The organism is Bacteroides sp. 2201st1_D9_2201SCRN_220225 (genome assembly GCF_040928965.1).
In the GTDB taxonomy this organism is placed as follows: domain Bacteria; phylum Bacteroidota; class Bacteroidia; order Bacteroidales; family Bacteroidaceae; genus Bacteroides; species Bacteroides stercoris.
Genome location: NZ_JBCODG010000023.1, coordinates 1 through 21499 on the forward strand (window position 1 = coordinate 1; position 21499 = coordinate 21499).

Genomic DNA, 21499 nt, shown 5'->3' on the forward strand with positions numbered 1-21499 from the left:
AAACTGGGGCAGTCTTCCACCACGCTTTCCGGTGGCGAGAGCCAGCGTGTGAAGTTGGCCACCGAACTCTCCAAGCGGGATACGGGCAAGACGCTTTATATTCTTGACGAACCTACTACCGGACTGCACTTTGAGGATATCCGCGTCCTGATGAATGTATTGAATAAATTGGTCGATAAAGGCAACACGGTTATCGTTATCGAGCATAACCTCGATGTCATCAAAATGGCGGATTATATCATCGACATGGGACCCGAAGGCGGTAAGGGCGGGGGAGAGCTTCTCTCTTGCGGCACGCCCGAAGAGGTGGCGATGAGCACGAAAGGATATACCCCGAAGTTCCTGAAAGAAGAACTTCATCTTTAAAATAGTCTGAAAGAAAGATGACGGGTGAAAGGCATCGGACGGCAAACCGTCTTTCTGCAACGGGATGCTTTTCGCCTGTCTGCAATTATAGTTTGTGATGAAAGAAAATAAAATCAACAAGACAAATGCAGCCCGGCTGCTTGATAAGGCAAAGATTGCCTACGAGCTCATTCCTTATGAGGTGGATGAGAAAGATTTGAGTGCCATACACGTGGCTGCCAGTTTGGGAGAGGATATAGAGCAGGTATTTAAAACACTGATATTGTATGGCGATAAAACCGGTTATTTTGTGTGCGTCATTCCCGGAGAGCACGAAGTAGACCTGAAGTTGGCTGCCAAGGTGTCCGGAAACAAGAAGTGCGACCTTATTCCGATGAAGGAACTGCTTCCGCTGACGGGGTATATCCGCGGCGGTTGTTCGCCTATCGGCATGAAAAAGCCTTTCCCTACCTATATTCACGAAACCTGCCTGCAATTCTCCTATATCTACATCAGTGCCGGGCAGCGCGGGTTGCAGCTCAAACTCAATCCGAAGGATTTGATAAAGGAGGTACACGCTGAGGTTTGCAGGCTTTTCGAGGCATGAGGTGTGTAAGCATGAGGGATTATGTGATTTTAATGCTTTTTCCGGCACAGATTGTCATAGTGTAATTATTCACACGCTTTTTCCGGCTTTTTTCGTGAAAGGGATATTAAAAACCTGATTTCCGGCAAGAGATATTTCGTTTTCTTACCGGAAATCTCGATGAAAAGTATATATTTGCAAAAAATATAAATAAACTAATACTAATTACTAATTTACAAAAACTTATTTTTATGTTTAGCAAGCACCCTAATGGTTTGATTGCTGCCGCTTTGGCTAATATGGGAGAGCGTTTCGGCTTCTATATTATGATGGCAATCCTTACACTGTTTATCTCGGCGAAGTTCGGGCTGTCTGAAACGACTACCGGATATATCTATTCCGCGTTCTATGCATCTATCTATATTCTGGCATTGGCAGGCGGTATCATTGCCGATAAGACTAAAAACTTCAAAGGCACTATCCTTGCCGGTCTGGTGATGATGGCGGTGGGTTATCTGATTATTGCCATTCCTACTCCTACGCCTGTTCCCAGCATGGGACTTTACCTGGGACTGACTTGTTTCGGACTTCTGGTCATTGCTTTCGGTAACGGTCTGTTCAAGGGTAATCTTCAGGCATTGGTGGGTCAGATGTACGATGATCCCAAGTACTCAAGCCTGCGCGACTCCGGTTTCCAGATATTCTACATGTTCATTAACATCGGCGGTTTCTTCGCTCCGTGGATTGCTATCGGTGTGCGCAACTGGTGGCTGAAGGTCAACAACTTCGACTATGATGCCACTTTGCCCGAACTTTGTCACCAATTCCTTAAAGAGGGCGACAAGATGGCTCCCCAGGCTATGGAGAATCTTACGGCTCTGGCAGACAAGGTTACGCTCGACGGCAGCCATGTGGCTGATATGGGTGCGTTTGTCAACAACTACCTGGATGTGTTTAACCGCGGTTTCCAATACGCTTTCATGGCTGCCATTGTTGCCATGTTGATTTCATTGGTAATCTACCTGGTCAACAAGAACCGTTTCCCCGACCCGGCAAAGAAGGTTGTAGCTGCCAAGGAACAGAATGCTACCGTAAGCAAAGAAGAAATCAAGATGAGCGCAGCCGAAATCAAACAGCGTATTTATGCCCTGTTCGCAGTGTTCGGTGTGGTAATTTTCTTCTGGCTGTCGTTCCACCAGAACGGTTATTCGCTGACTTACTTTGCACGCGACTATGTAGACTTGAGCGTAATCGATATTGACCTTGGCTTTACCCGCATCAAGGGTGCTGAAATATTCCAGTGCGTAAACCCGTTCTTTGTGGTATTCCTCACTCCGTTTATCATGTGGCTGTTCGGCGCATTGAAGAAAAAGGATAAAGAACCGTCCACTCCGATGAAGATTGCCATTGGTATGGGTATTGCGGCACTGGCATACGTGTTCCTGATGATATTCTCGTTCACTTTGCCTGCCAAAGATGCGTTGAGCACGATGAGTGCCGCCGAAATCAATGCCATCCGTGTGACTCCGTGGATTATGATAGGTTTGTATTTCATCCTTACGGTTGCCGAGTTGTTCATCTCACCGCTGGGACTGTCTTTCGTGTCCAAGGTGGCTCCCCCTCATTTGCAGGGTCTGATGCAGGGTTGCTGGCTGGCTGCAACGGCAGTAGGTAATTCGCTGCTTTTCGTTGGCGGTATCCTTTATACCACTGTTCCAATCTGGGCATGCTGGTTGGTTTTCGTGGGTGCAACGGGCGCTTCCATGATTGTGATGCTCTCAATGGTTAAATGGCTGGAGAGAGTAGCGAAATAATAGAGAAAACGTAGAGGTCAACTTTGGAATTGCAGAGTTGACCTTTACAGTTATAATGTAGCCCTTTAGAAACGTAATGTAGCTCTTTGGAAACGCAGTGTAGCCCTTTGGATTCCATAATGCGGTCCGCTGCTTATTCTTCGATTTTCAACTGCATGATGTAGTCGTTCATATAGTATCCGTTTCCTATCGGAAAATCTCCCTCTCTGGATTTCTTCATCCCCATGTGCTCGTAAAAACCTACCGCTTTGTTGTTGCGGTTTACGTTCAGTTCCATGATGCACGGGGCGGGATGCACATCCCTGATGTATTTCACAGCTTCGCTAAACAGGAAACTCCCGCAGTGTGCGCCCTGATAATAAGGAAGCACATAAATCTTTTGCAGGTGAAACAGGTCTTTTCCCTGTTGCTGTACAGATACATAACCCGCCGCTTCGCACTCCTCACAGGCAATGAGGTACACATGCCCCTCTTCTTCCATCTGTTGGCGGATGCTCTCTAAGGAGTACATCCATTCCATCATATATTCGATTTGTTCTTTCGAAAGAATTTCTTTGTAAGTTTCGGGAAATATCTGCCAGGCGAGTTTATGGATTAACCCGCAATCGGCGCTTGTTGCTTTTCTGATGGTAAACATGTTTTGCTGCGTTTATATTAATATGATGCAAATATAGCATACTTTGTTTCAAACAGAAACTAAACTGTAATTATTTGTGGCATATCAACGGGAATATTGCGGGTGCGACAGGCACAGCCCGGGTTGCCCTCCGGTCATATATACTCTTAAATAATATTAATGTAAGGTACTTTGTAATACAAGGTACTAAGATAATACATATATTTGTGCCATACAAAGGATGCAGGTATGGCATTTTTGTTGTAAACAGTCAAACCATTTAATAACATATACGAATTATGGACGTTAATAATGTAAAGTCGCAGATGCGCAAGGGCATGCTTGAATATTGTATCATGCTGTTGCTCCATAAAGAGCCGGCTTATGCTTCGGATATTATACAGAAACTGAAGGAAGCGAGGCTCATTGTGGTGGAAGGTACGCTCTATCCGCTGCTCACCCGTTTGAAGAACGATGATTTGCTGAGTTACGAATGGATAGAGTCCACGCAGGGACCGCCTCGCAAATACTATAGGCTGACCGCAAAAGGAGAAGCTTTTCTGGGTGAGCTGGAGGTGTCCTGGCGCGAACTGAGCGATACGGTCAATCATATTGCCAACAATTAGCGTGAAGCATGTTGGGCTATTGAAGAGTAATGAAAGAATAAATAAAAAACATATAACGATGAAAAAGACATTAACGGTAAATTTAGGAGGAACGGTTTTTCATATCGATGAAGATGCCTACCGCCTTTTGGATAATTATTTAAGCAACCTGAAGATACATTTCCGTAAGGAAGCCGGTGCAGACGAGATAATCGATGATATTGAACGCCGTATCTCCGAGCTTTTTACGGAGAAGCTTGCTGCGGGTTCGCAGGTGATTACCATTGCCTATGTGGAAGAAGTGATTGCCCGCATGGGAAAGCCGGAGGAACTGGAGCCTGATGCAGGAGATGCCGCTTCCGGAAGCGGCAGTTGGGACGGCAGCAACCATGCCGGCAATACAGGTGCAGGCGCTTCCGCAACTGCGGAGAAAGTGTCTCACCATTTCTATCGCAATCCCGACGATAAGATGTTGGGCGGTGTGGTGAGCGGATTGGCTGCCTATTGGGGTTGGGACGTGACGATGTTGCGTCTGGTGCTTGTAATAATCATGATTTTCGGATTCAAGCTCCTGATACCCGCCTATATCATTTGCTGGATAATCGTTCCGGAAGCCCGCACGGCAGCCGAGAAACTGAGTATGCGGGGCGAGGCGGTTACGGTGGATAATATAGGTAAGACGGTGACCGGCGGTTTTGAGAAGGTGGCAAACGGTGTGAACGATTATATGAGGTCCGACAAGCCTCGCACTTTCCTGCAGAAACTGGGCGATGCCCTGGTTATGGTGGTGGGGCTGTTCCTTAAAATCTGCCTGGTGATATTCGCTATCATCTGCAGTCCGCTGCTGTTTGTGTTCGGAGTGGTGTTCGTAGCCCTGCTTTTTGCTGCCGTAATGGTGGCCATCGGCGGTGGGGCAGCACTTATCTCGATGTTCCCTACTTTTAATGTAGTATTGCCTGCTTCTCCGTTATCGGCCATTGTGATGTATATTGCAGGTATCCTGGTAGTGGGCATTCCGTTGGTAAGCCTCGTTTGGATGATATTCAGCCAGATATTCAAGTGGCAGCCTATGGTTTCCGGCCTGAAATGGACATTGGTCATTCTTTGGATTGTAAGTGCATGTGTCTTTGGCATCTGCTTCGCAATGCAGGGAGCGACATTCCCGATATTGGGCGTGCTGGTCTGACAAGCGGAGGCATGACATAGAAAAAAAGAAGCCGGCAACATCACTGCAACGATGTGCCGGCTTTCTTTTTTCATATTCTTTTTTATCTGCTTTCTTTATTGTTTTGCAGGCTTCAGCCACTTATCCAGCCATTCAAAGAATGTGCGCTGCCACAGAACGCCGTTTTGCGGTTTCAGCACCCAGTGGTTCTCATCGGGATAGATAAGCAGTTCGGCAGGAACACCGCGCATTACGGCGGCGTCAAAGGCAGCCATTGCCTGGTTGGCAAGGATGCGGAAATCCTTTTCGCCATGAATGCAGAGGATAGGGGTGTCCCATTTATCTACGAAGAGGTGGGGGGAGTTGGCAAATGTACGTTGGGCTGTGGCGTTGTCCTTTTCCCAGTATGCGCCGCCCATATCCCAGTTGGCAAACCATTTTTCCTCTGTCTCCAGATACTGCATTTCCATGTTGAATATACCGTCGTGGGCGATGAATGCCTTGAAGCGTTTGTCGTGATGTCCGGCAAGCCAGTAAACGGAGAAGCCTCCGAAGCTGGCGCCTACACAACCCAGGCGGTCTTTGTCGACAAACGGTTCTTTTGCCATTTCGTCGATGGCTGTGAAGTAGTCTTTCATGCACTGGCCGCCGTAATCGCCGCTGATGGCTTCATTCCACTCTACACCGAAGCCCGGAAGACCGCGGCGGTTGGGGGCTACGATGATATAGTCGTTGGCAGCCATAATCTGGAAATTCCAGCGATAGCTCCAGAACTGGCTGACGGGGCTTTGAGGCCCTCCCTCGCAGAAGAGCAGGGTGGGGTACTTCTTGTTCGGGTCGAATTGGGGCGGGTAGATAACCCAGGTCAGCATTTGCTTGCCGTCGGTGGTCGTCATCCAGCGGGCCTCTACTTTACCCATCTCCAGTTGGTCGTAGATTTGCTTGTTCTCGAATGTTAGTTGCTCGGCCTTGGCAAAAGCATTGCCGCTGCGTGTGTTGTTTACGGCATATATCTCATCTCCCATACTCATGGAGTGGCGCTTGGCAATGAGCTTGTCACCGCAAAGGGCGAGAGAGGCGTAGTCGTGCATGCCGTCGGTAAGCCGGTTCAGACTGTCATTGTCGGCAAGACCGATGTTGTAAATCTGCGTTTCACCGTGCCATACGCCGATGAAGTATATGCTTTGCGAGTCTTTGTTCCACAAGAAAGCATCTACGTTGGATTCGAAGGCGCGGCTTACGAAACGCTTCTCTCCGGTTGCAAGGTTCATGACGAACAGGCGGTTGAGGTCTGCCTCGTAGCCGTCGCGTTCCATGCTCTGCCAGGCTATGTACTTGCCGTCGGGCGAATATTGGGGATTGGTATCGTACCCTTTGTTCTCTTCGGTGATGTTTTCCGTTTTCCCGGTGGCAAGGTCATAGATGTAAATATCGGAATTGGTGGAGACGGCATAGGCCAGTCCCGTCTTTTTGCGGCAGGTATAGGTCACTTTGTCCGAAGCAGGGCTCCAGGCCAGTTGCTCGATACCGCCCCAGGGCTTCATCGGACTTTCGTAGGGTTCGCCGTCCAGAATATCCTGTACGTTGCTGATGCCGTTGCCGTCGAAGTCTGCAACGAAGGGATGCGGAGCGGTTGTCACCCATTCGTCCCAATGCTTGTACATCAAGTCGGTAACGATGATACCGGTTGCCTTAGGCAGGTCGGGATGCTTGTCGGCGGTGCTCTGCACGGTTTTTACCTGCGCAATGAAAAGCAGCTTCTTGCCGTCGGGCGAGAAAGCGAATCCCTCGATGTCTCCCTCGTACCGGGTGAGCTGTTTGCGTTCCGTACCGTCCGGATTCATCTCCCACACCTGGCTGCTGCCGCTTTCGTTGCAGAGGAAAGCGATTTTCTTGCCGTCTTTAATCCAGATGGGTTGGCTTTCCTGCCAGCTGTCGCGGGTGATTTGTCTGTTGCTGCTGCCATCGGCATTCATGACAAACAACTCGTTGTTGCTCTTGTTTTCCGGTACGCTGTAATAGGCTACCGAGTAAGCAATCTGTTTCTCGTCGGGCGATACGGCTACGCTGCCGATACGGCCCATTGCCCAAAGCGCTTCGGGCGTCATGCGCTTACCTTCAATCTTTATATCCGATCTTTCGATAAGCGTTCCGTTCTGTCCTGCGTCTTTGGTTCCGCCGCAGGATGCCAACATCATTGCTGCCGACATAAATAATAGGTTTGATTGTTTCATATATGTTTGAAGATTTATTTCGGTAACGAAGATAGGAAATTAATTTAAATTTTCTTCAGACTCCATTTCCCTTTCTTCATGTAGAAATAGCAAAGCACCAGGATTCCTACGGAATAAACAATTTCCGATGTCCATGCAAATGCCACGTCCAGTTTCAGATAAGCTACGATGTATGTGATGTAGCAGGTATAAACCACCAGTGTTATCATCTCCAGGGCCAGGGCAGTACGCGTGTTTCCGGTTCCCGATACGGACTGGAAATAGACGTTGGCGGGTACGAGGAACAGATAGGCGGAGCAAAGTACCCAAAGCGAGGGAACGGCTGCCTCTTGCAGTTCCGGCATATCCGTGTACACGCTCAGTATCAGCTTGGGGCACAGCGCAAAGAACACGGCAAGCGGCAACACGAACGCATAGGCTATGCGAATATGCTGCCGTATCGTACCGGGCACGCAGTCGGTGTGTCCTGCTCCGATAAGGTTGCTGACAAGCGATCCGCAGGTTGAAGCGAATGCCATCATAACCATGAACATTATGCCCGATACGTTGCGGATGATGTTGGTAACGGCCAGCGAACGTTCTCCCAGATGCTCTACGTAAAGGAAGAGCAGGAACCACGTGGAGAGTGACAGGAAATTCTGTACCATCGTCCAGAAAGAGACGTTGAGCATGCGTTTGAGTATGTTCCAGCGGATACCCGGTATTTTGTCCAGTCCGTACTTGCGGATGTCGATACGGTGACGGGTGTAGAGGATGAAGAATATCAATGACACCAATTCCGCCAACGACGAGCCTATGGCGGCTCCGGCAATGCCGAGCTGCGGCACTCCGAATTTTCCGAATATCAGGATGTAGTTGAATACGACATTGCTCAATACCATGACGATTGAGTTCAGCGTCAGCGTTTTGGTCTGTGTCGTTCCCAGAAAGAACGCACGGAACATCACTGCCGTAAAGGAGAAAAAGAATCCGAAGACACGCCAGTTGAGGTAGCTCATTGCCGCATCGTAGATGTGCTGGGAAGAGACAAGCCGTTTCAATATCACCGGAGCGAAGCTGTAACAGAGGGCAAACATAACCGCTGCCATTCCCAACTGGAAATAGACTCCCTGGTAGAAGAGGTTGCCTATCTCTTTATATTGCTGTTCGCCGTTGCGCCGTGCTATCAGAATTTGCGCTCCGATACTGAAACCGAATGCCACCATGAACATTACTATGTAGAAGATACCTGCAATGGCGGATGCTCCTAATTCTATCTCGCCCACGCGTCCCAGGAAGGCAGTGTCTGTCATGCCGATCATCTGCTCCATGAGCAGGCTGATGAGAATAGGGTAGGCTATAAGCCAGATTTCTTTGTAGGTGTATTTAGTCTGCATATTCGATAAATAGGTTTTTGGGATACATTCGATAACTCTTTTTGGGGGAGACTGATATACTCGAAAAAAGGAAAAGGAAGCCGGGCAAAGTGCATTGTCCGGCTTCCTTCTGAAAAAATATCTTGAACGGAAGTTTATTTCCTGTTCTGCTTTTCTTTCATCATCTGCTCCTGTTGCTTCTGCATAGCTTCAAGGCGGGCAGCGAAGCCGGTCTTTTTCATTTTCTTCGGGTCTTTCCTGTTCGCTTCCAGTTGTGCCAGAAGCGCTTCCTCATTCGTCATTTTGCGCATGATGATGGTAGTTACCACACTGACAAGCGTCGAAATGAAGTAGTAGTAGTTCAGTCCCGAAGGATAGTCGTTCAATATAAACAGGAACATAACGGGCATCAGGTACGACATCCATTTCATGGCTGCCATTTGCGGGTTGGCGCCAGTGTCCTGCTGCTGCATCATAAATTTGGTGTTCAGGATATTCGTTACTGTCATCAGCAGGCAGAAAAGGCTGAGGTGACTGCCCAGGAACGGAATATGGAACGGGAAATTGATGAACGCATCGTACGTGGACAAGTCATCGGCCCACAAGAAACTTTGCTGGCGCAGCTCGATGGCACTCGGCACGAACATAAACAATGCCATTAGAATGGGGAACTGAATCAGCATCGGCAGACAGCCGCCCATCGGACTCACGCCGTATTGGCTGTAAAGCGCCATCACTTCCTGCTGTTTCTTCATGGCATCTTCCTGCTTGGGATACTTCTTGCCTATTTCGTCTATTTTCGGTTTCAGTACACGCATTTTGGCAGAGGAGATGTACGTTTTCCAAGTTGCGGGAAATACCACTGCTTTTACAATCAATGTCATCAGCAGCAGAACGATACCCATGCTCAATCCCCAGCTGGACAGCCAGTCGAAGATGTTGATGGTGAACCATTTGTTTATCCAGCGGATTAACGGCCAGCCCAGATATACCAGGCGGTTGAGCTCCCACTTGTTCTCGCGTCCTTTATCGAGCGCGGTCAGCGTTTTGTAGTGGTTGGGACCGAAGTAGAAGAACAGTTGCGTCGGAGTCTTGCCGGTCGGGTCGAAAGCAGTGCTCATTTCGGCAGAGTAATCCTTGATGTAGCCGCTTCCCTGTGTCTCCAGCTTTGAGTTCAGCTTCGTTTTCTCAAAGTTGGCATCGGCGAGGAATACGGAAGAGAAGAACTGGTTCTTGAAAGCAATCCAGTCCAGGCGTTCTGCCACTTCTTTCTCATCGTTCTTGCCGGCAGACAGGTAATCGGTTCCGTCTCCGGTAATTTTATAGGTCAACTCCGCCAGGCGGTTCTCATACGTATATCCCTTTTCTATCTGACGTGCACGCTGCGACCATTCGATGTCTACATAGTCGGTGTTTGCCAGCTTGTTTGCCATACCTACGGCGTCAATTGTAAAGTCTACCAGATAGGTGTCATTGTGCATGGCATACTTAAAGTCGATATAGCTGGCGCTGTCTGCCGCCAAACGCATGGTTACGGTGCTGTCCGTACGGTTCACCACCGAAAAATAGTAGTTTTCCGTCTGTATGGTTTCCTTCTTGTTGTAGAAAAGGAAGTTCATGGAAGCATCGTTGCCGCTGAATAGGGTAACAGGTGTCTTTTTGTCCTGTCCCATATACTCTTTCAACGTAGCTGACGAAATACGTCCGCCCTTGGTGGCAACTGTCAGCTCTGCCAGATTGTTTTGTATTGTAACCTGTGAGTCGGTTCCCTGAAGAGCGTTGAAGAAGAGAGCGGTAGAGTCTGCCGTCTGTTCCTCTTTGTCATTGGCCAAGGCAGCTTCCGCCTTTGCTTTCAGGTCAGCTTCGCGTTGTTGTACTTGGGCTATGGAGTCGTAATAGCGTTGCTGTGCAGCCAGTTGCTCCTTGCTCGGACGGCTCAGAAAGCTGAATCCGACTAACAGGATTGCTATCAAGACAAGGCCTGTGATGGTGTTTTTATCCATTTAATCAAATATGAATTTTCAATTATTAATTAGTGATGATTACTTTGTTTCGTTTTCAATCGCAGCCTTTACGAAAGCTACAAATAGCGGATGCGGGTGCAGTACGGTACTGCTGTATTCGGGGTGGAACTGGGTTCCGACAAACCATTTCAGGGCGGGTATCTCTACTATCTCCACCAGGTCCGATTCCGGATTGATGCCCGTACACTGCATGCCGGCCGCTTCATACTCTGCCTTATATGCGTTGTTGAACTCATAGCGGTGACGGTGGCGCTCCTGTATGTGTTCCGTGCCATAGGCCTCGTAGGCTTTGCTGCCTTCTTGCAATACGCATTCGTAAGCGCCCAGACGCATCGTGCCGCCCATATTGGTAATGGACTTCTGCTCTTCCATGATGTCGATAACGTTGTGCGGTGTCTTTTCATCCATTTCGCGCGAATTGGCATCAGCGTATCCCAGTACGTTGCGGGCAAATTCAATGGCAATGCATTGCATACCCAGGCAGATACCGAATGTCGGAATATCGTGTGTACGCGCATATTTGATGGCTACGAACTTTCCGGCAATGCCACGTTCGCCGAAGCCCGGTCCGATGAGAACGCCCGACATGCCTTTCAATGCTTCCGCTACGTTTTCGTCCGTCAGCTTCTCGCTGTTTACGAAATCTACGGATACCTTGCGGTCATTGTATGTTCCGGCTTGTGAAAGGGCTTCGCGGATGGATTTGTAGGCATCCTGCAAATCGTACTTGCCCACCAGTGCGATGTGTACCGGTTCGGTCGTTTCTGCCTTGTGACGGCGTTCGAGGAAAGCGCGCCACGGACCCAGCCCCGGAGTATCGCCCACGGGAAGTCCCATTTTCTTCAGGATAGTTTCGTCCAGTCCCTGAGCCTGCATCAGAATAGGCACTTCGTAGATAGTAGGTGCATCGATGCTCTGTACAACGGCTTTTTCGTCTACATTGCAGAAAAGGGCCACTTTCTTGCGCAAGGTACTGCTCAACTCATGTTCCGTGCGGAGTACCAGCACATCGGGCTGGATACCGGCGCTTTGCAACTCTTTTACGGAGTGCTGGGTCGGTTTGGTTTTCAATTCGCCGGCTGCTGCAAGATAGGGTACATAAGTAAGGTGTACGCACAAGGCGTCTTTACCCAACTCCCATTTCAACTGGCGGATGCTTTCCAAGTACGGAAGAGACTCGATGTCGCCTACCGTACCACCGATTTCGGTAATTACGAAATCGAATTTATATTTGTTGCCCAACAGCTTTACATTACGCTTGATTTCATCCGTAATGTGAGGGATTACCTGAATGGTCTTTCCCAGATAATCGCCGCGGCGCTCTTTGTCGATAACGCTTTTGTAGATACGTCCGGTTGTAATATTGTTGGCCTTTGTGGTCTGGATACCCAGGAAGCGTTCGTAGTGTCCCAGGTCGAGATCGGCTTCATGGCCGTCTACCGTTACGTAGCATTCTCCGTGTTCATAAGGGTTCAGCGTACCCGGGTCGATATTGATATACGGGTCGAACTTCTGAATTGTTACTTTATAACCTCTTGCTTGCAATAATTTACCGATGGATGACGAAATAATACCTTTGCCCAATGAAGAGGCAACGCCACCGGTGACGAAAATATACTTTGTTTCTCCCACAGCTATACTGTTTTTAAATGTTTTCTCTAAAAATTAAAGCGCAAAATTATGAAAAAAAAGAGGAAGTACATAACAGTTTGGTGAAAACAATTATAAAAAGTGGAATATCTGTGCGTAATAAGGTTCTGATAAACTTTCACTTTCCACCTTTTGTAATCTGAACATTTTGATTTAATTTTGCGTTCAAATATAGATTTTAAGAAAAGTATGAGGAATAGACGTTTTTTAATAGGATTGGTTGCCGCACTGCTTTCTTTTCCGGTGATAGCCCAGAATGCTGCAAAGAGTACAAGAAAGCGGGCTGCAACGGAGAATGCGGATACATTGTCGGGTATTTGGAGCCAGAATTGGATATTGAAACTGAAACCCTGCGATAACGGGTACCGGTTGGATACAGTCTCTGTGCTGTATGAAAAATATTTCGGGGTGTTGGATTATTTGAACGATCCGGCTACTCCCGAACGGTATATTGCATACAATCCGGACTATTACCGTATGTTTGTTCCCACCACTTATTATTATGCTCCTATGGAACGCCTGTCGCAGGTTGGCTGGACTTTCCAGAAGCCGGATACTGTACCTGCGATGACGAAAGAGCTCTTGCCGTTCGATACATTGAGCTTCTTGTCGAAAGAGAATGCGAATAGGGTTGTGGACCGTGTGATGATGAATACGTACGTCAATCGTCCGGACTTGGTGGTAATGACCGAGAAAGAGATTAAAAAGAAAAAACTTTTCAAGGACAATATCGAAAAGGAAATCTCTTCCAAGCCTTCCGTGGTGAAACTCTTTGCCCAGGAGAACATGGCAAGAGTGAAAGAAGAGGCGGAAGTCGTGATACAAAAGCCCAACTGGTGGGTGACCGGTGGAAACGGTTCGTTGCAGATTACGCAAAACTATATTTCCGACAACTGGTATAAGGGCGGTGAAAGTACGAACTCCTTGCTTGCCAACCTGCAGTTGTTTGCCAACTATAACGATAGGGAGAAACTCCAGTGGGAGAATATGCTGGATGCCAAGTTCGGTTTCAACTCAGCTCCTTCCGATGAGTTCCACGATTACCTGGTAAGCACCGACCAGTTCCGCCTTTATAGCAAATTGGGTATTCAGGCTGCATCCAAGTGGTATTATACCATTACTACGGAATTTAAAACACAGTTTTGCCATAGTTACAAGGCGAATAGCGAAGAGCTGGTCTCAGCATTCTTTGCACCCGCTGATTGGTCGTCCAGTATCGGTATGGACTATAAACTGAAAAAGGAAAAGTTTAACTTGTCTGTTTTTATCGCCCCGCTGACCTATATGTTGCGCTACGTGGGCAATAAAGAGGTGGACGAAGTGAAGTTCGGCCTGGACGAGGGTAAGTGCGTCAAGCATAATTTCGGTTCTCAAATACAGCCTACGCTTTCGTGGACTATCATACCTTCTATCGTTCTGGATTCACGGTTGGACTTCCAGACCAGTTACGAGTGGACACGTATTGAATGGGAAAACACCATTAATTTTGTGCTGAACCGTTATCTCTCCACCAAACTTTATGTGCATGCCCGTTTTGATGACAGTGCCAAACCGACCGAAGGCGACAGCTATTTCCAGGTGAAGGAATTGTTGAGCTTCGGTATCAATTACAAATGGTAACCATATCTGTTGCGAATGATTAAAGGGGGCGCTCCGCTGACAGCGGGGCGCTCTTTTTTGTTTTTCAGAAGAAAAAATAGCGAAAAACTGCGAAAAACAGGAAAAAGAGCGTTTACGTACACAGAAAAAGCACTCTAATCCCTTGCAGTTCGCAAATAATGCGTAAATTTGCCGCGATTTGTAATGCACACTTTGCAAAATGGCGGATACTATAAGACATCAGGGTATTGTGGAAAACATAAACGGCACTCATCTTCAGGTGAGGATTGTTCAAACTTCAGCATGTGCTTCATGCAGTATCAAGGGACATTGCAGTTCTGCCGATACAAAAGAAAAGCTTATCGATGTTATAGATGAAAGTTCTTCTTATCAGCCCGGCGACCGTGTATGGGTTGTCGGAGAATTGTCTATGGGGGTAATGGCGGTTTTGTTTGCGTTTGTGTTTCCTTTTCTTGTTTTAATCTTTTCCCTTTTTGCTTTTATGGCTATGTGGCACGACGAACTGGTCTCTGCACTGTGTTCGTTAGGGCTCCTTATACCTTATTATTATATATTGTGGCTGAACAAGTCGCGATTGGGAAAGAAGTTCTCTTTCTCGATAAAACCGATGAACTAACTAATACATAAAACAAATAATTAATAAACAACTAATTTATGAATGTAATTCTGATTGCAGTAATTTCATTGGGGGCCATAGCGCTGGTTGCAGCGGTTATTCTTTACGTGGCTTCCAAGAAATTTGCCGTGTATGAAGATCCGCGAATTGCACAAGTGGCAGCCGTGCTGCCTCAGGCAAACTGCGGTGGATGTGGTTACCCGGGTTGTAGCGGATTTGCCGATGCTTGCGTCAAGGCAGGTTCGTTGGAAGGTAAACTTTGTCCGGTGGGCGGACAGCCTGTCATGACGAAAGTTGCCGAAATCCTGGGATTGGATGCTGCTGCTGCCGAACCAATGGTTGCAGTGGTAAGATGTAACGGAACGTGTGCCAACCGCCCTCGTGTCAATCAATACGACGGTGCGAAGAGCTGTGCTATCGCAGCTTCTCTTTACGGTGGCGAAACGGGATGCAGCTTTGGCTGTTTGGGATGTGGCGACTGTGTGTCTGCCTGCCAGTTCGGTGCTATCCGCATGAATCCCGAAACCGGGCTTCCCGAGGTGGACGAAAGCAAGTGTACTGCTTGCGGCGCATGTGCCAAGGCTTGTCCGAGAAATATTATCGAAATCCGTCCGCAAGGCAAGAAATCCCGCCGCGTTTATGTGCAGTGCGTCAACAAGGATAAGGGTGCTGTAGCCCGTAAGGCCTGTACCGTAGCCTGTATCGGCTGTGGCAAGTGTGTAAAGGTATGTCCGTTCGAGGCAATTACGCTGGAGAACAATCTGGCATACATCGATCCGAACAAATGTAAGTCTTGCCGTAAATGCGAAGAAGTTTGTCCGCAAGGTACGATAATCGCCCTCAATTTCCCGCCGCGTAAACCGAAAGCAGAAGGAGAGGCCGTTGCTTCCAAGGTTGTAGAGCCGGTGAAGAAAGTTGCGGAAGCTGCGAAGAAGCCGGTGGAAACTCCTGCAAAGCCCGCAGAAGCTCCTAAAAAAGCAGCGGAAACTTCCCAAGCTTCTGAAACTGCTGCTGCTCCGGAAACTCCGAAAACTGAAGCATAATATTAAAAGAAATTAAACGACTAAAAATACAGAATTGTATGTTGAAGACATTTTCAATCGGTGGAGTTCATCCACACGAAAATAAACTTTCAGCACATCAGCCTATCGTACAGGCAGAGATTCCGGTAAAAGCCGTTATCTTGTTGAGCCAGCATATCGGCGCTCCTGCAAAGCCTATCGTTGCTAAAGGTGATGTTGTGAAAGTAGGTACAAAGATTGCCGAACCCGGCGGCTTCGTATCAGCGGCTATCCATTCGTCTGTCAGCGGAAAGGTCGCAAAAATCGACACTATCGTCGATGCCAGCGGATACGCCAAACCGGCTGTATTCATTGATGTAGAGGGGGATGAGTGGGAAGAGACCATAGACCGTACCGATACATTGGTAAAAGAGTGCAATCTCACAGCCGAGGAAATCGTGAAGAAGATTGCGGATGCCGGTATCGTAGGTTTGGGAGGCGCTTGTTTTCCTACACAGGTGAAGTTGTGCCCGCCGCCTGCATTCAAGGCGGAATGTGTCATAATCAATGCCGTGGAGTGCGAGCCATATCTTACTGCCGACCACCAGTTGATGCTGGAGCATGCCGAAGAAATCATGGTAGGTGTTTCTATCCTGATGAAAGCCGTTAAGGTGAACAAGGCATTCATCGGTATTGAGAATAATAAGCCTGATGCTATCCAGCTGATGACGAAAGTAGCTGCCGGCTATGCCGGTATCGAGGTTGTGCCCTTGAAAGTGCAGTACCCGCAAGGCGGTGAAAAGCAGTTGATAGACGCTGTTATCAGTCGCCAGGTTGCTGCCGGTGCATTGCCTATCTCCACGGGTGCCGTTGTACAGAATGTAGGTACTGCATTTGCCGTATATCAGGCTGTTCAGAAGAATAAACCGCTGTTTGAGCGTGTCATTACCGTTACCGGCAAGTCTTTGTCCAAGCCTTCCAACTTCCTGGCACGTATCGGTACGCCGATGAAGCAGTTGATTGACGCTTGCGGCGGTCTGCCCGAAGATACGGGCAAGATTATCGGCGGCGGTCCGATGATGGGTAAGGCGCTGGTAAATACGGATGTGCCGACTGCGAAAGGCAGTTCCGGCATCCTGATTATGAACGATAAGGAAGCCAAGCGCGGTGAGGTGCAGCCATGTATCCGTTGCGCCAAATGTGTGAGTGCCTGTCCTATGGGGCTGGAACCCTACTTGCTTGCTACCGTATCGGCTCACGGCGATTTTGAAAGAGTAGAAAAAGAAGATGTCATGTCGTGTATCGAGTGTGGCTCATGCCAGTTCACTTGTCCTTCCAACCGTCCGTTGCTGGACTATATCCGTTTGGGTAAGGGTAAGGTAGGAGCGATGATACGTGCACGTCAGGTAAAAAAATGAAAGAATTGATTTAGTATAATCTTATGAATAAATTAATCGTATCCCTTTCGCCCCACGTTCACGGCGGTGACAGCGTGCAGAAGAATATGTACGGCGTGCTGATAGCATTGATTCCTGCATTTCTTGTATCGCTTTACTTTTTCGGACTGGGCGCGCTGATTGTTACGGCTACTTCCGTAGCAGCCTGTCTGTTCTTTGAATGGGCTATCGGCAAATTTCTGATGAAGAAAGAAACCACAACCATCTGTGACGGTTCCGCTATTATCACCGGTGTGTTGCTGGCATTCAACTTACCTTCCAATCTTCCTGTCTGGATTATCATTCTAGGCGCCTTGTTTGCTATCGGTGTAGGCAAGATGTCTTTCGGAGGTTTGGGTTGTAATCCTTTTAACCCGGCATTGGCGGGACGTGTGTTCCTGTTGCTGTCGTTCCCTGTGCAGATGACCACATGGCCTGCCGTAGGACAACTGACCGCTTACACGGATGCCACTACGGCTGCTACACCGTTGGCTATAATGAAAGGTGTAATCAGCGGTGCTCCGGGCATGTCTTTGAGCGACCTTCCCTCGTCTTTCAACTTGCTGATCGGTAATAACGGCGGTTGTCTGGGTGAAGTCAGCGCATTGGCCCTGTTGTTGGGACTGGCCTATATGTTGTGGAAGAAGATTATTACATGGCACATTCCCGTATCCATTTTGGCTACGGTATTCGTTTTCTCCGGCATCATGTACTGGGTTAATCCGGAAATCTATGTATCTCCGGTGGTGCAACTGCTGTCCGGTGGTCTGATGCTGGGTGCTATCTTCATGGCTACGGATTATGTAACTTCTCCGATGAGCCATAAGGGAATGTTGATTTACGGTGTATGTATCGGTCTGCTCACGGTCATCATCCGTCTGTTCGGTGCATATCCCGAAGGTATGTCGTTCGCTATTCTGATTATGAATGCGTTTACTCCGCTTATCAACACATATGTTAAACCTAAACGCTTTGGGGAGGTAGCGAAGAAGAAATGAAAAAGTTAGAATCATCCTTAAAGAATATGTTGCTGGTGCTTACGGGAGTTACTGCGATATCCGTAGCATTGCTGGCTTATGTAAATGAACTGACGAAAGAACCTATTGCGCAGGCCAATGCCAAGACGTTGAGCGATGCTGTCAGCGCCGTGGTTCCGGGTTTTGACAATGACCCGATTGCCGAAAAAAAGACTCAGGAGGTAAACGGTGTCCAATACGCTGTGTATCCCGCCACTAAAGAAGGCAAATTCATCGGTGCTGCTGTTGAAGCGACTTCCATGGGCTTTGGCGGTGAGCTGAAGGTATTGGTAGGCTTCGATGCCGAAGGCAAGATTATCGATTACTCGCTGCTGTCGCATGTGGAGACTCCGGGATTGGGCTCCAAGGCTGCCGACTGGTTCAAGAAGGGAAACAAGGGAGATATTACAGGTATGAATCCCGGTGAAGCTTCTCTGACAGTAAGTAAGGACGGCGGTAAGGTAGATGCCATTACAGCTTCAACCATTACTTCGCGCGCATTCCTGAATGCCGTAAACGTTGCATATGCTGCCTATGCAGGTCAGAATACCGCTGACGGCGCTACGGGAGCTACTCAAAAGAATGTGGAAGAGGCTGCTGAAGCAAATACGGCTACGGGAGCTACTATTAAAGTTGAACTCACTGATTCTGTCAGTGCTAAATAAGAAAGGAGTAGAGATATGAATAATTTTAAAGTATTGATGAACGGGATTGTAAAAGAGAATCCTACGTTTGTACTCCTGCTTGGTATGTGTCCTACATTGGGTACGACTTCATCTGCTATCAACGGTATGGGTATGGGACTGGCAACGATGTTCGTGCTTATCTGTTCCAATGTGGTGATTTCCGCTATCAAGAACCTTATTCCGGATATGGTGCGTATTCCTTCTTTCATAGTTGTAATCGCATCGTTCGTAACACTGCTGCAAATGGTGATGCAGGCTTACGTTCCCGCACTTTATGCGACACTGGGCTTGTTTATTCCGCTGATTGTGGTAAACTGTATCGTACTGGGCCGCGCCGAGGCTTTTGCTGCCAAAAATAATCCGGTGGCATCTTTCTTCGACGGTTTGGGTATGGGATTAGGTTTTACTATCGCATTGACTTTATTGGGTGCTGTCCGCGAATTCCTGGGCACAGGCAAGATATTCAACCTCACGATTCTTCCCGAAGAATACGGTATGCTGGTATTTGTTCTTGCACCGGGTGCGTTTATTGCTTTGGGATACCTCATTGCGTTGGTTAACAGCTTCAAGAAAGCATAATTTGTAATTCATAATTAGAATTGATATTATGGAATATATATTGATATTTATCTCGGCAATCTTTGTCAATAACATTGTGTTGTCGCAATTCCTGGGTATCTGTCCGTTTCTGGGCGTATCCAAGAAAGTGGAGACGGCGTTGGGCATGTCGGCAGCAGTGGCATTCGTGCTTACTATTGCTACAATCGTAACGTTCCTCATTCAGAAGTTTGTGCTCGATGCTTTCGGTCTGGGCTATCTTCAAACCATCACCTTTATCCTTGTGATTGCCGCATTGGTGCAGATGGTGGAGATTATCCTGAAAAAAGTATCTCCTTCTTTATACCAGGCTTTAGGTGTGTTCTTGCCTCTGATTACAACGAACTGCTGTATTCTCGGTGTGGCTATCCTCGTTATCCAGAAAGATTATGATTTGCTGACCGGTGTGGTTTATGCATTCTCTACGGCTATCGGCTTCGGTCTGGCGCTGACGCTCTTTGCAGGTCTGCGCGAACAGATGAGTCTGGTGAACGTGCCGAAGGGCATGCAGGGAACTCCGATAGCTTTGATTACTGCCGGTTTGCTGGCTATGGCATTCATGGGCTTCTCCGGCGTAGTTAAGCTCTAAGATATACTCTGAATTTAAGCTAAAGCGAAGAACCGGTTCTCTTTGTAAAAGAAGAGGGTGGTTTCTTCGCTTTGTCTTTTATGGGCAAAGTTATCGCACACGGTCAGGGGTGAATATTCTTTGATTAATTTTTACCGGTCATGTACGTGCTTTATGAATTTATTTCCTTACATTTGTAGCCTAATGATAACCTAAAAGCTAAATTATCTATATTAATATGAAAGAGAAAATCTTGGTTACAGGCGGAACCGGCTATATTGGTTCTCATACTGTGGTAGAACTTCAGAACGCAGGTTATGAAGTCGTTATTATCGATAATCTGTCAAACTCCAGCGCAGATGTTGTAGACAACATTGAAAAGGTATCGGGCATCCGTCCTGCATTCGAGAAATTGGATTGCCTGGATTACGCCGGTCTCGACGCTGTGTTTGCTAAATATAAAGGTATCAAGGCTATTATCCATTTTGCGGCAAGCAAGGCGGTGGGAGAGTCTGTGGAAAAACCGTTGCTTTATTACCGCAACAACTTGGTTTCCTTGATAAACCTGCTCGAACTGATGCCGAAGCATGGAGTAGAGGGCATTGTATTCTCTTCTTCCTGTACTGTATACGGCCAGCCCGACCATCTTCCCGTAACGGAAGAGGCTCCTATCAAGAAGGCGGAATCTCCGTACGGAAATACGAAGCAAATCAACGAAGAGATTGTTCGTGATACGGTTGCTTCCGGTGCTCCCATCAATGCGATTCTGCTGCGTTACTTCAACCCGATTGGCGCCCATCCTTCGGCACTGCTCGGTGAATTGCCTAACGGTGTGCCGCAGAATCTGATACCGTACCTCACCCAGACGGCTATCGGTATCCGTGAGAAATTGAGTGTATTCGGTGACGATTACGATACTCCTGACGGTTCCTGTATCCGCGATTTCATCAATGTGGTGGATTTGGCAAAGGCTCATGTTGTAGCTATCCGCCGTATTCTGGAGAAGAAACAGAAGGAAAAAGTGGAAGTGTTCAATATCGGTACCGGACGCGGTCTTTCCGTATTGGAATTGATCAATGCGTTTGAAAAGGCAACCGGTGTGAAGCTGAACTACCAGATTGTAGGTCGCCGTGCCGGAGACATAGTAAAGGTGTGGGCCGACCCGAAACTGGCAAACGAAGAGCTGGGCTGGAAAGCGGAAGTAGGTATTGAAGATACTTTACGCTCTGCATGGAACTGGCAGTTGAAGCTTCGTGAGAGAGGCATTCAATAAGAATAAAGATTTTGAACTTTTTAACATACAGAAAATAAACAAATGCTTCCCCGCATTTGTTTATTACATGCAAATCGGCCTGACGCTGCTTATGTATATGTGAATATCCGTAATTAGTACATATGCCTCCCCGGCATAGACAGGTAAGATTGCATAGTAGTTTTGTCGTGTTTTATTTTGTGTTTGTGTTGTGAATAAGCCTTGTCGCGAGACAGGGCTTATTTTTTAAGAGAATACGGATGGATTTTTATGATTAGGTGCATTACCGATTGTTAACCAACGTTATTATGTG

Annotated in this window: 18 protein-coding genes and 1 pseudogene; 14 read left to right on the plus strand and 5 right to left on the minus strand. The window is 47.7% G+C overall.

Translation table 11 applies throughout. The annotated features are described in order from the left end of the window. The 3 genes and pseudogenes from AB5903_RS09430 to AB5903_RS09440 form a co-directional block, all read left to right on the plus strand. A pseudogene (locus AB5903_RS09430) lies at positions 1-366 on the plus strand (excinuclease ABC subunit UvrA); the annotation flags it as partial. Positions 367-463: 97 nt separating this feature from the next. After that, complete coding sequence (ybaK, locus tag AB5903_RS09435; protein WP_195658062.1) at positions 464-952, plus strand: Cys-tRNA(Pro) deacylase; 489 nt, start codon at positions 464-466, stop codon at positions 950-952. 230 nt (positions 953-1182) lie between these two features. After that, complete coding sequence (locus tag AB5903_RS09440) at positions 1183-2745, plus strand: peptide MFS transporter (RefSeq protein ID WP_005653881.1); 1563 nt, start codon at positions 1183-1185, stop codon at positions 2743-2745. Between the two features lie 133 nt (positions 2746-2878). On the opposite strand, the gene AB5903_RS09445 is transcribed toward AB5903_RS09440, so the two are convergent. Further along, positions 2879-3382 carry a GNAT family N-acetyltransferase gene (locus tag AB5903_RS09445; protein ID WP_016662740.1) on the minus strand — a complete coding sequence of 168 codons (504 nt, stop codon included), beginning with the start codon at positions 3380-3382 and terminating at the stop codon, positions 2879-2881. A gap of 278 nt (positions 3383-3660) precedes the next feature. On the opposite strand from AB5903_RS09445, the gene AB5903_RS09450 reads away from it, so the two are divergent. Next, positions 3661-3987: a PadR family transcriptional regulator gene (locus AB5903_RS09450; RefSeq protein WP_005653884.1), complete on the plus strand. Its 327-nt coding sequence runs from the start codon at positions 3661-3663 to the stop codon at positions 3985-3987. Between the two features lie 58 nt (positions 3988-4045). Beyond that, positions 4046-5152 carry a PspC domain-containing protein gene (locus AB5903_RS09455; RefSeq protein WP_040315610.1) on the plus strand — a complete coding sequence of 369 codons (1107 nt, stop codon included), beginning with the start codon at positions 4046-4048 and terminating at the stop codon, positions 5150-5152. A gap of 95 nt (positions 5153-5247) precedes the next feature. Here AB5903_RS09455 and AB5903_RS09460 read toward each other — a convergent pair whose 3' ends face one another. From AB5903_RS09460 to AB5903_RS09475, 4 genes are all read right to left on the minus strand, one after another. Then, the gene (locus AB5903_RS09460; protein WP_229127147.1) at positions 5248-7365 is read right to left on the minus strand and encodes a S9 family peptidase; all 2118 of its coding nucleotides are present in this window, start codon (positions 7363-7365) and stop codon (positions 5248-5250) included. 44 nt (positions 7366-7409) lie between these two features. Further along, positions 7410-8741: an MATE family efflux transporter gene (locus AB5903_RS09465; RefSeq protein WP_005653888.1), complete on the minus strand. Its 1332-nt coding sequence runs from the start codon at positions 8739-8741 to the stop codon at positions 7410-7412. Positions 8742-8875: 134 nt separating this feature from the next. Next, positions 8876-10723, minus strand: a complete 1848-nt coding sequence (yidC, locus tag AB5903_RS09470) for a membrane protein insertase YidC (protein WP_005653889.1) — start codon at positions 10721-10723, stop codon at positions 8876-8878. A 39-nt stretch (positions 10724-10762) separates the two neighbouring features. Further along, positions 10763-12376, minus strand: a complete 1614-nt coding sequence (locus AB5903_RS09475) for a CTP synthase (protein ID WP_005653891.1) — start codon at positions 12374-12376, stop codon at positions 10763-10765. Between the two features lie 207 nt (positions 12377-12583). Here AB5903_RS09475 and AB5903_RS09480 point away from each other — a divergent pair, with 207 nt between their 5' ends. The 9 genes from AB5903_RS09480 (at position 12584) to galE (ending at position 21207) form a co-directional block, all read left to right on the plus strand. Beyond that, complete coding sequence (locus tag AB5903_RS09480; protein WP_118154234.1) at positions 12584-14014, plus strand: DUF3078 domain-containing protein; 1431 nt, start codon at positions 12584-12586, stop codon at positions 14012-14014. Between the two features lie 199 nt (positions 14015-14213). Then, entirely contained in the window at positions 14214-14630 is a 417-nt protein-coding gene (locus tag AB5903_RS09485; RefSeq protein WP_117903694.1) for a SoxR reducing system RseC family protein, read from the plus strand. Positions 14631-14668: 38 nt separating this feature from the next. Beyond that, positions 14669-15673: a Fe-S cluster domain-containing protein gene (locus AB5903_RS09490; RefSeq protein ID WP_117666430.1), complete on the plus strand. Its 1005-nt coding sequence runs from the start codon at positions 14669-14671 to the stop codon at positions 15671-15673. A 38-nt stretch (positions 15674-15711) separates the two neighbouring features. Further along, the gene (gene rsxC, locus AB5903_RS09495) at positions 15712-17049 is read left to right on the plus strand and encodes an electron transport complex subunit RsxC (protein ID WP_368117815.1); all 1338 of its coding nucleotides are present in this window, start codon (positions 15712-15714) and stop codon (positions 17047-17049) included. A gap of 23 nt (positions 17050-17072) precedes the next feature. Continuing rightward, positions 17073-18065 (plus strand): RnfABCDGE type electron transport complex subunit D, encoded by a 993-nt coding sequence (locus AB5903_RS09500; RefSeq protein WP_005653899.1) that lies wholly within the window; start codon positions 17073-17075, stop codon positions 18063-18065. Next, positions 18062-18748, plus strand: a complete 687-nt coding sequence (locus AB5903_RS09505) for an RnfABCDGE type electron transport complex subunit G (RefSeq protein ID WP_237975242.1) — start codon at positions 18062-18064, stop codon at positions 18746-18748. Before AB5903_RS09500 ends, AB5903_RS09505 begins: the two co-directional genes overlap by 4 nt. 15 nt (positions 18749-18763) lie before the next feature. Beyond that, positions 18764-19348: an electron transport complex subunit RsxE gene (rsxE, locus tag AB5903_RS09510; protein ID WP_005653901.1), complete on the plus strand. Its 585-nt coding sequence runs from the start codon at positions 18764-18766 to the stop codon at positions 19346-19348. A 28-nt stretch (positions 19349-19376) separates the two neighbouring features. Then, entirely contained in the window at positions 19377-19955 is a 579-nt protein-coding gene (gene rsxA, locus AB5903_RS09515; RefSeq protein ID WP_005653902.1) for an electron transport complex subunit RsxA, read from the plus strand. 217 nt (positions 19956-20172) lie between these two features. Beyond that, positions 20173-21207, plus strand: a complete 1035-nt coding sequence (gene galE, locus AB5903_RS09520) for a UDP-glucose 4-epimerase GalE (RefSeq protein ID WP_005653903.1) — start codon at positions 20173-20175, stop codon at positions 21205-21207. The last annotated feature ends 292 nt before the right edge of the window (positions 21208-21499 follow it).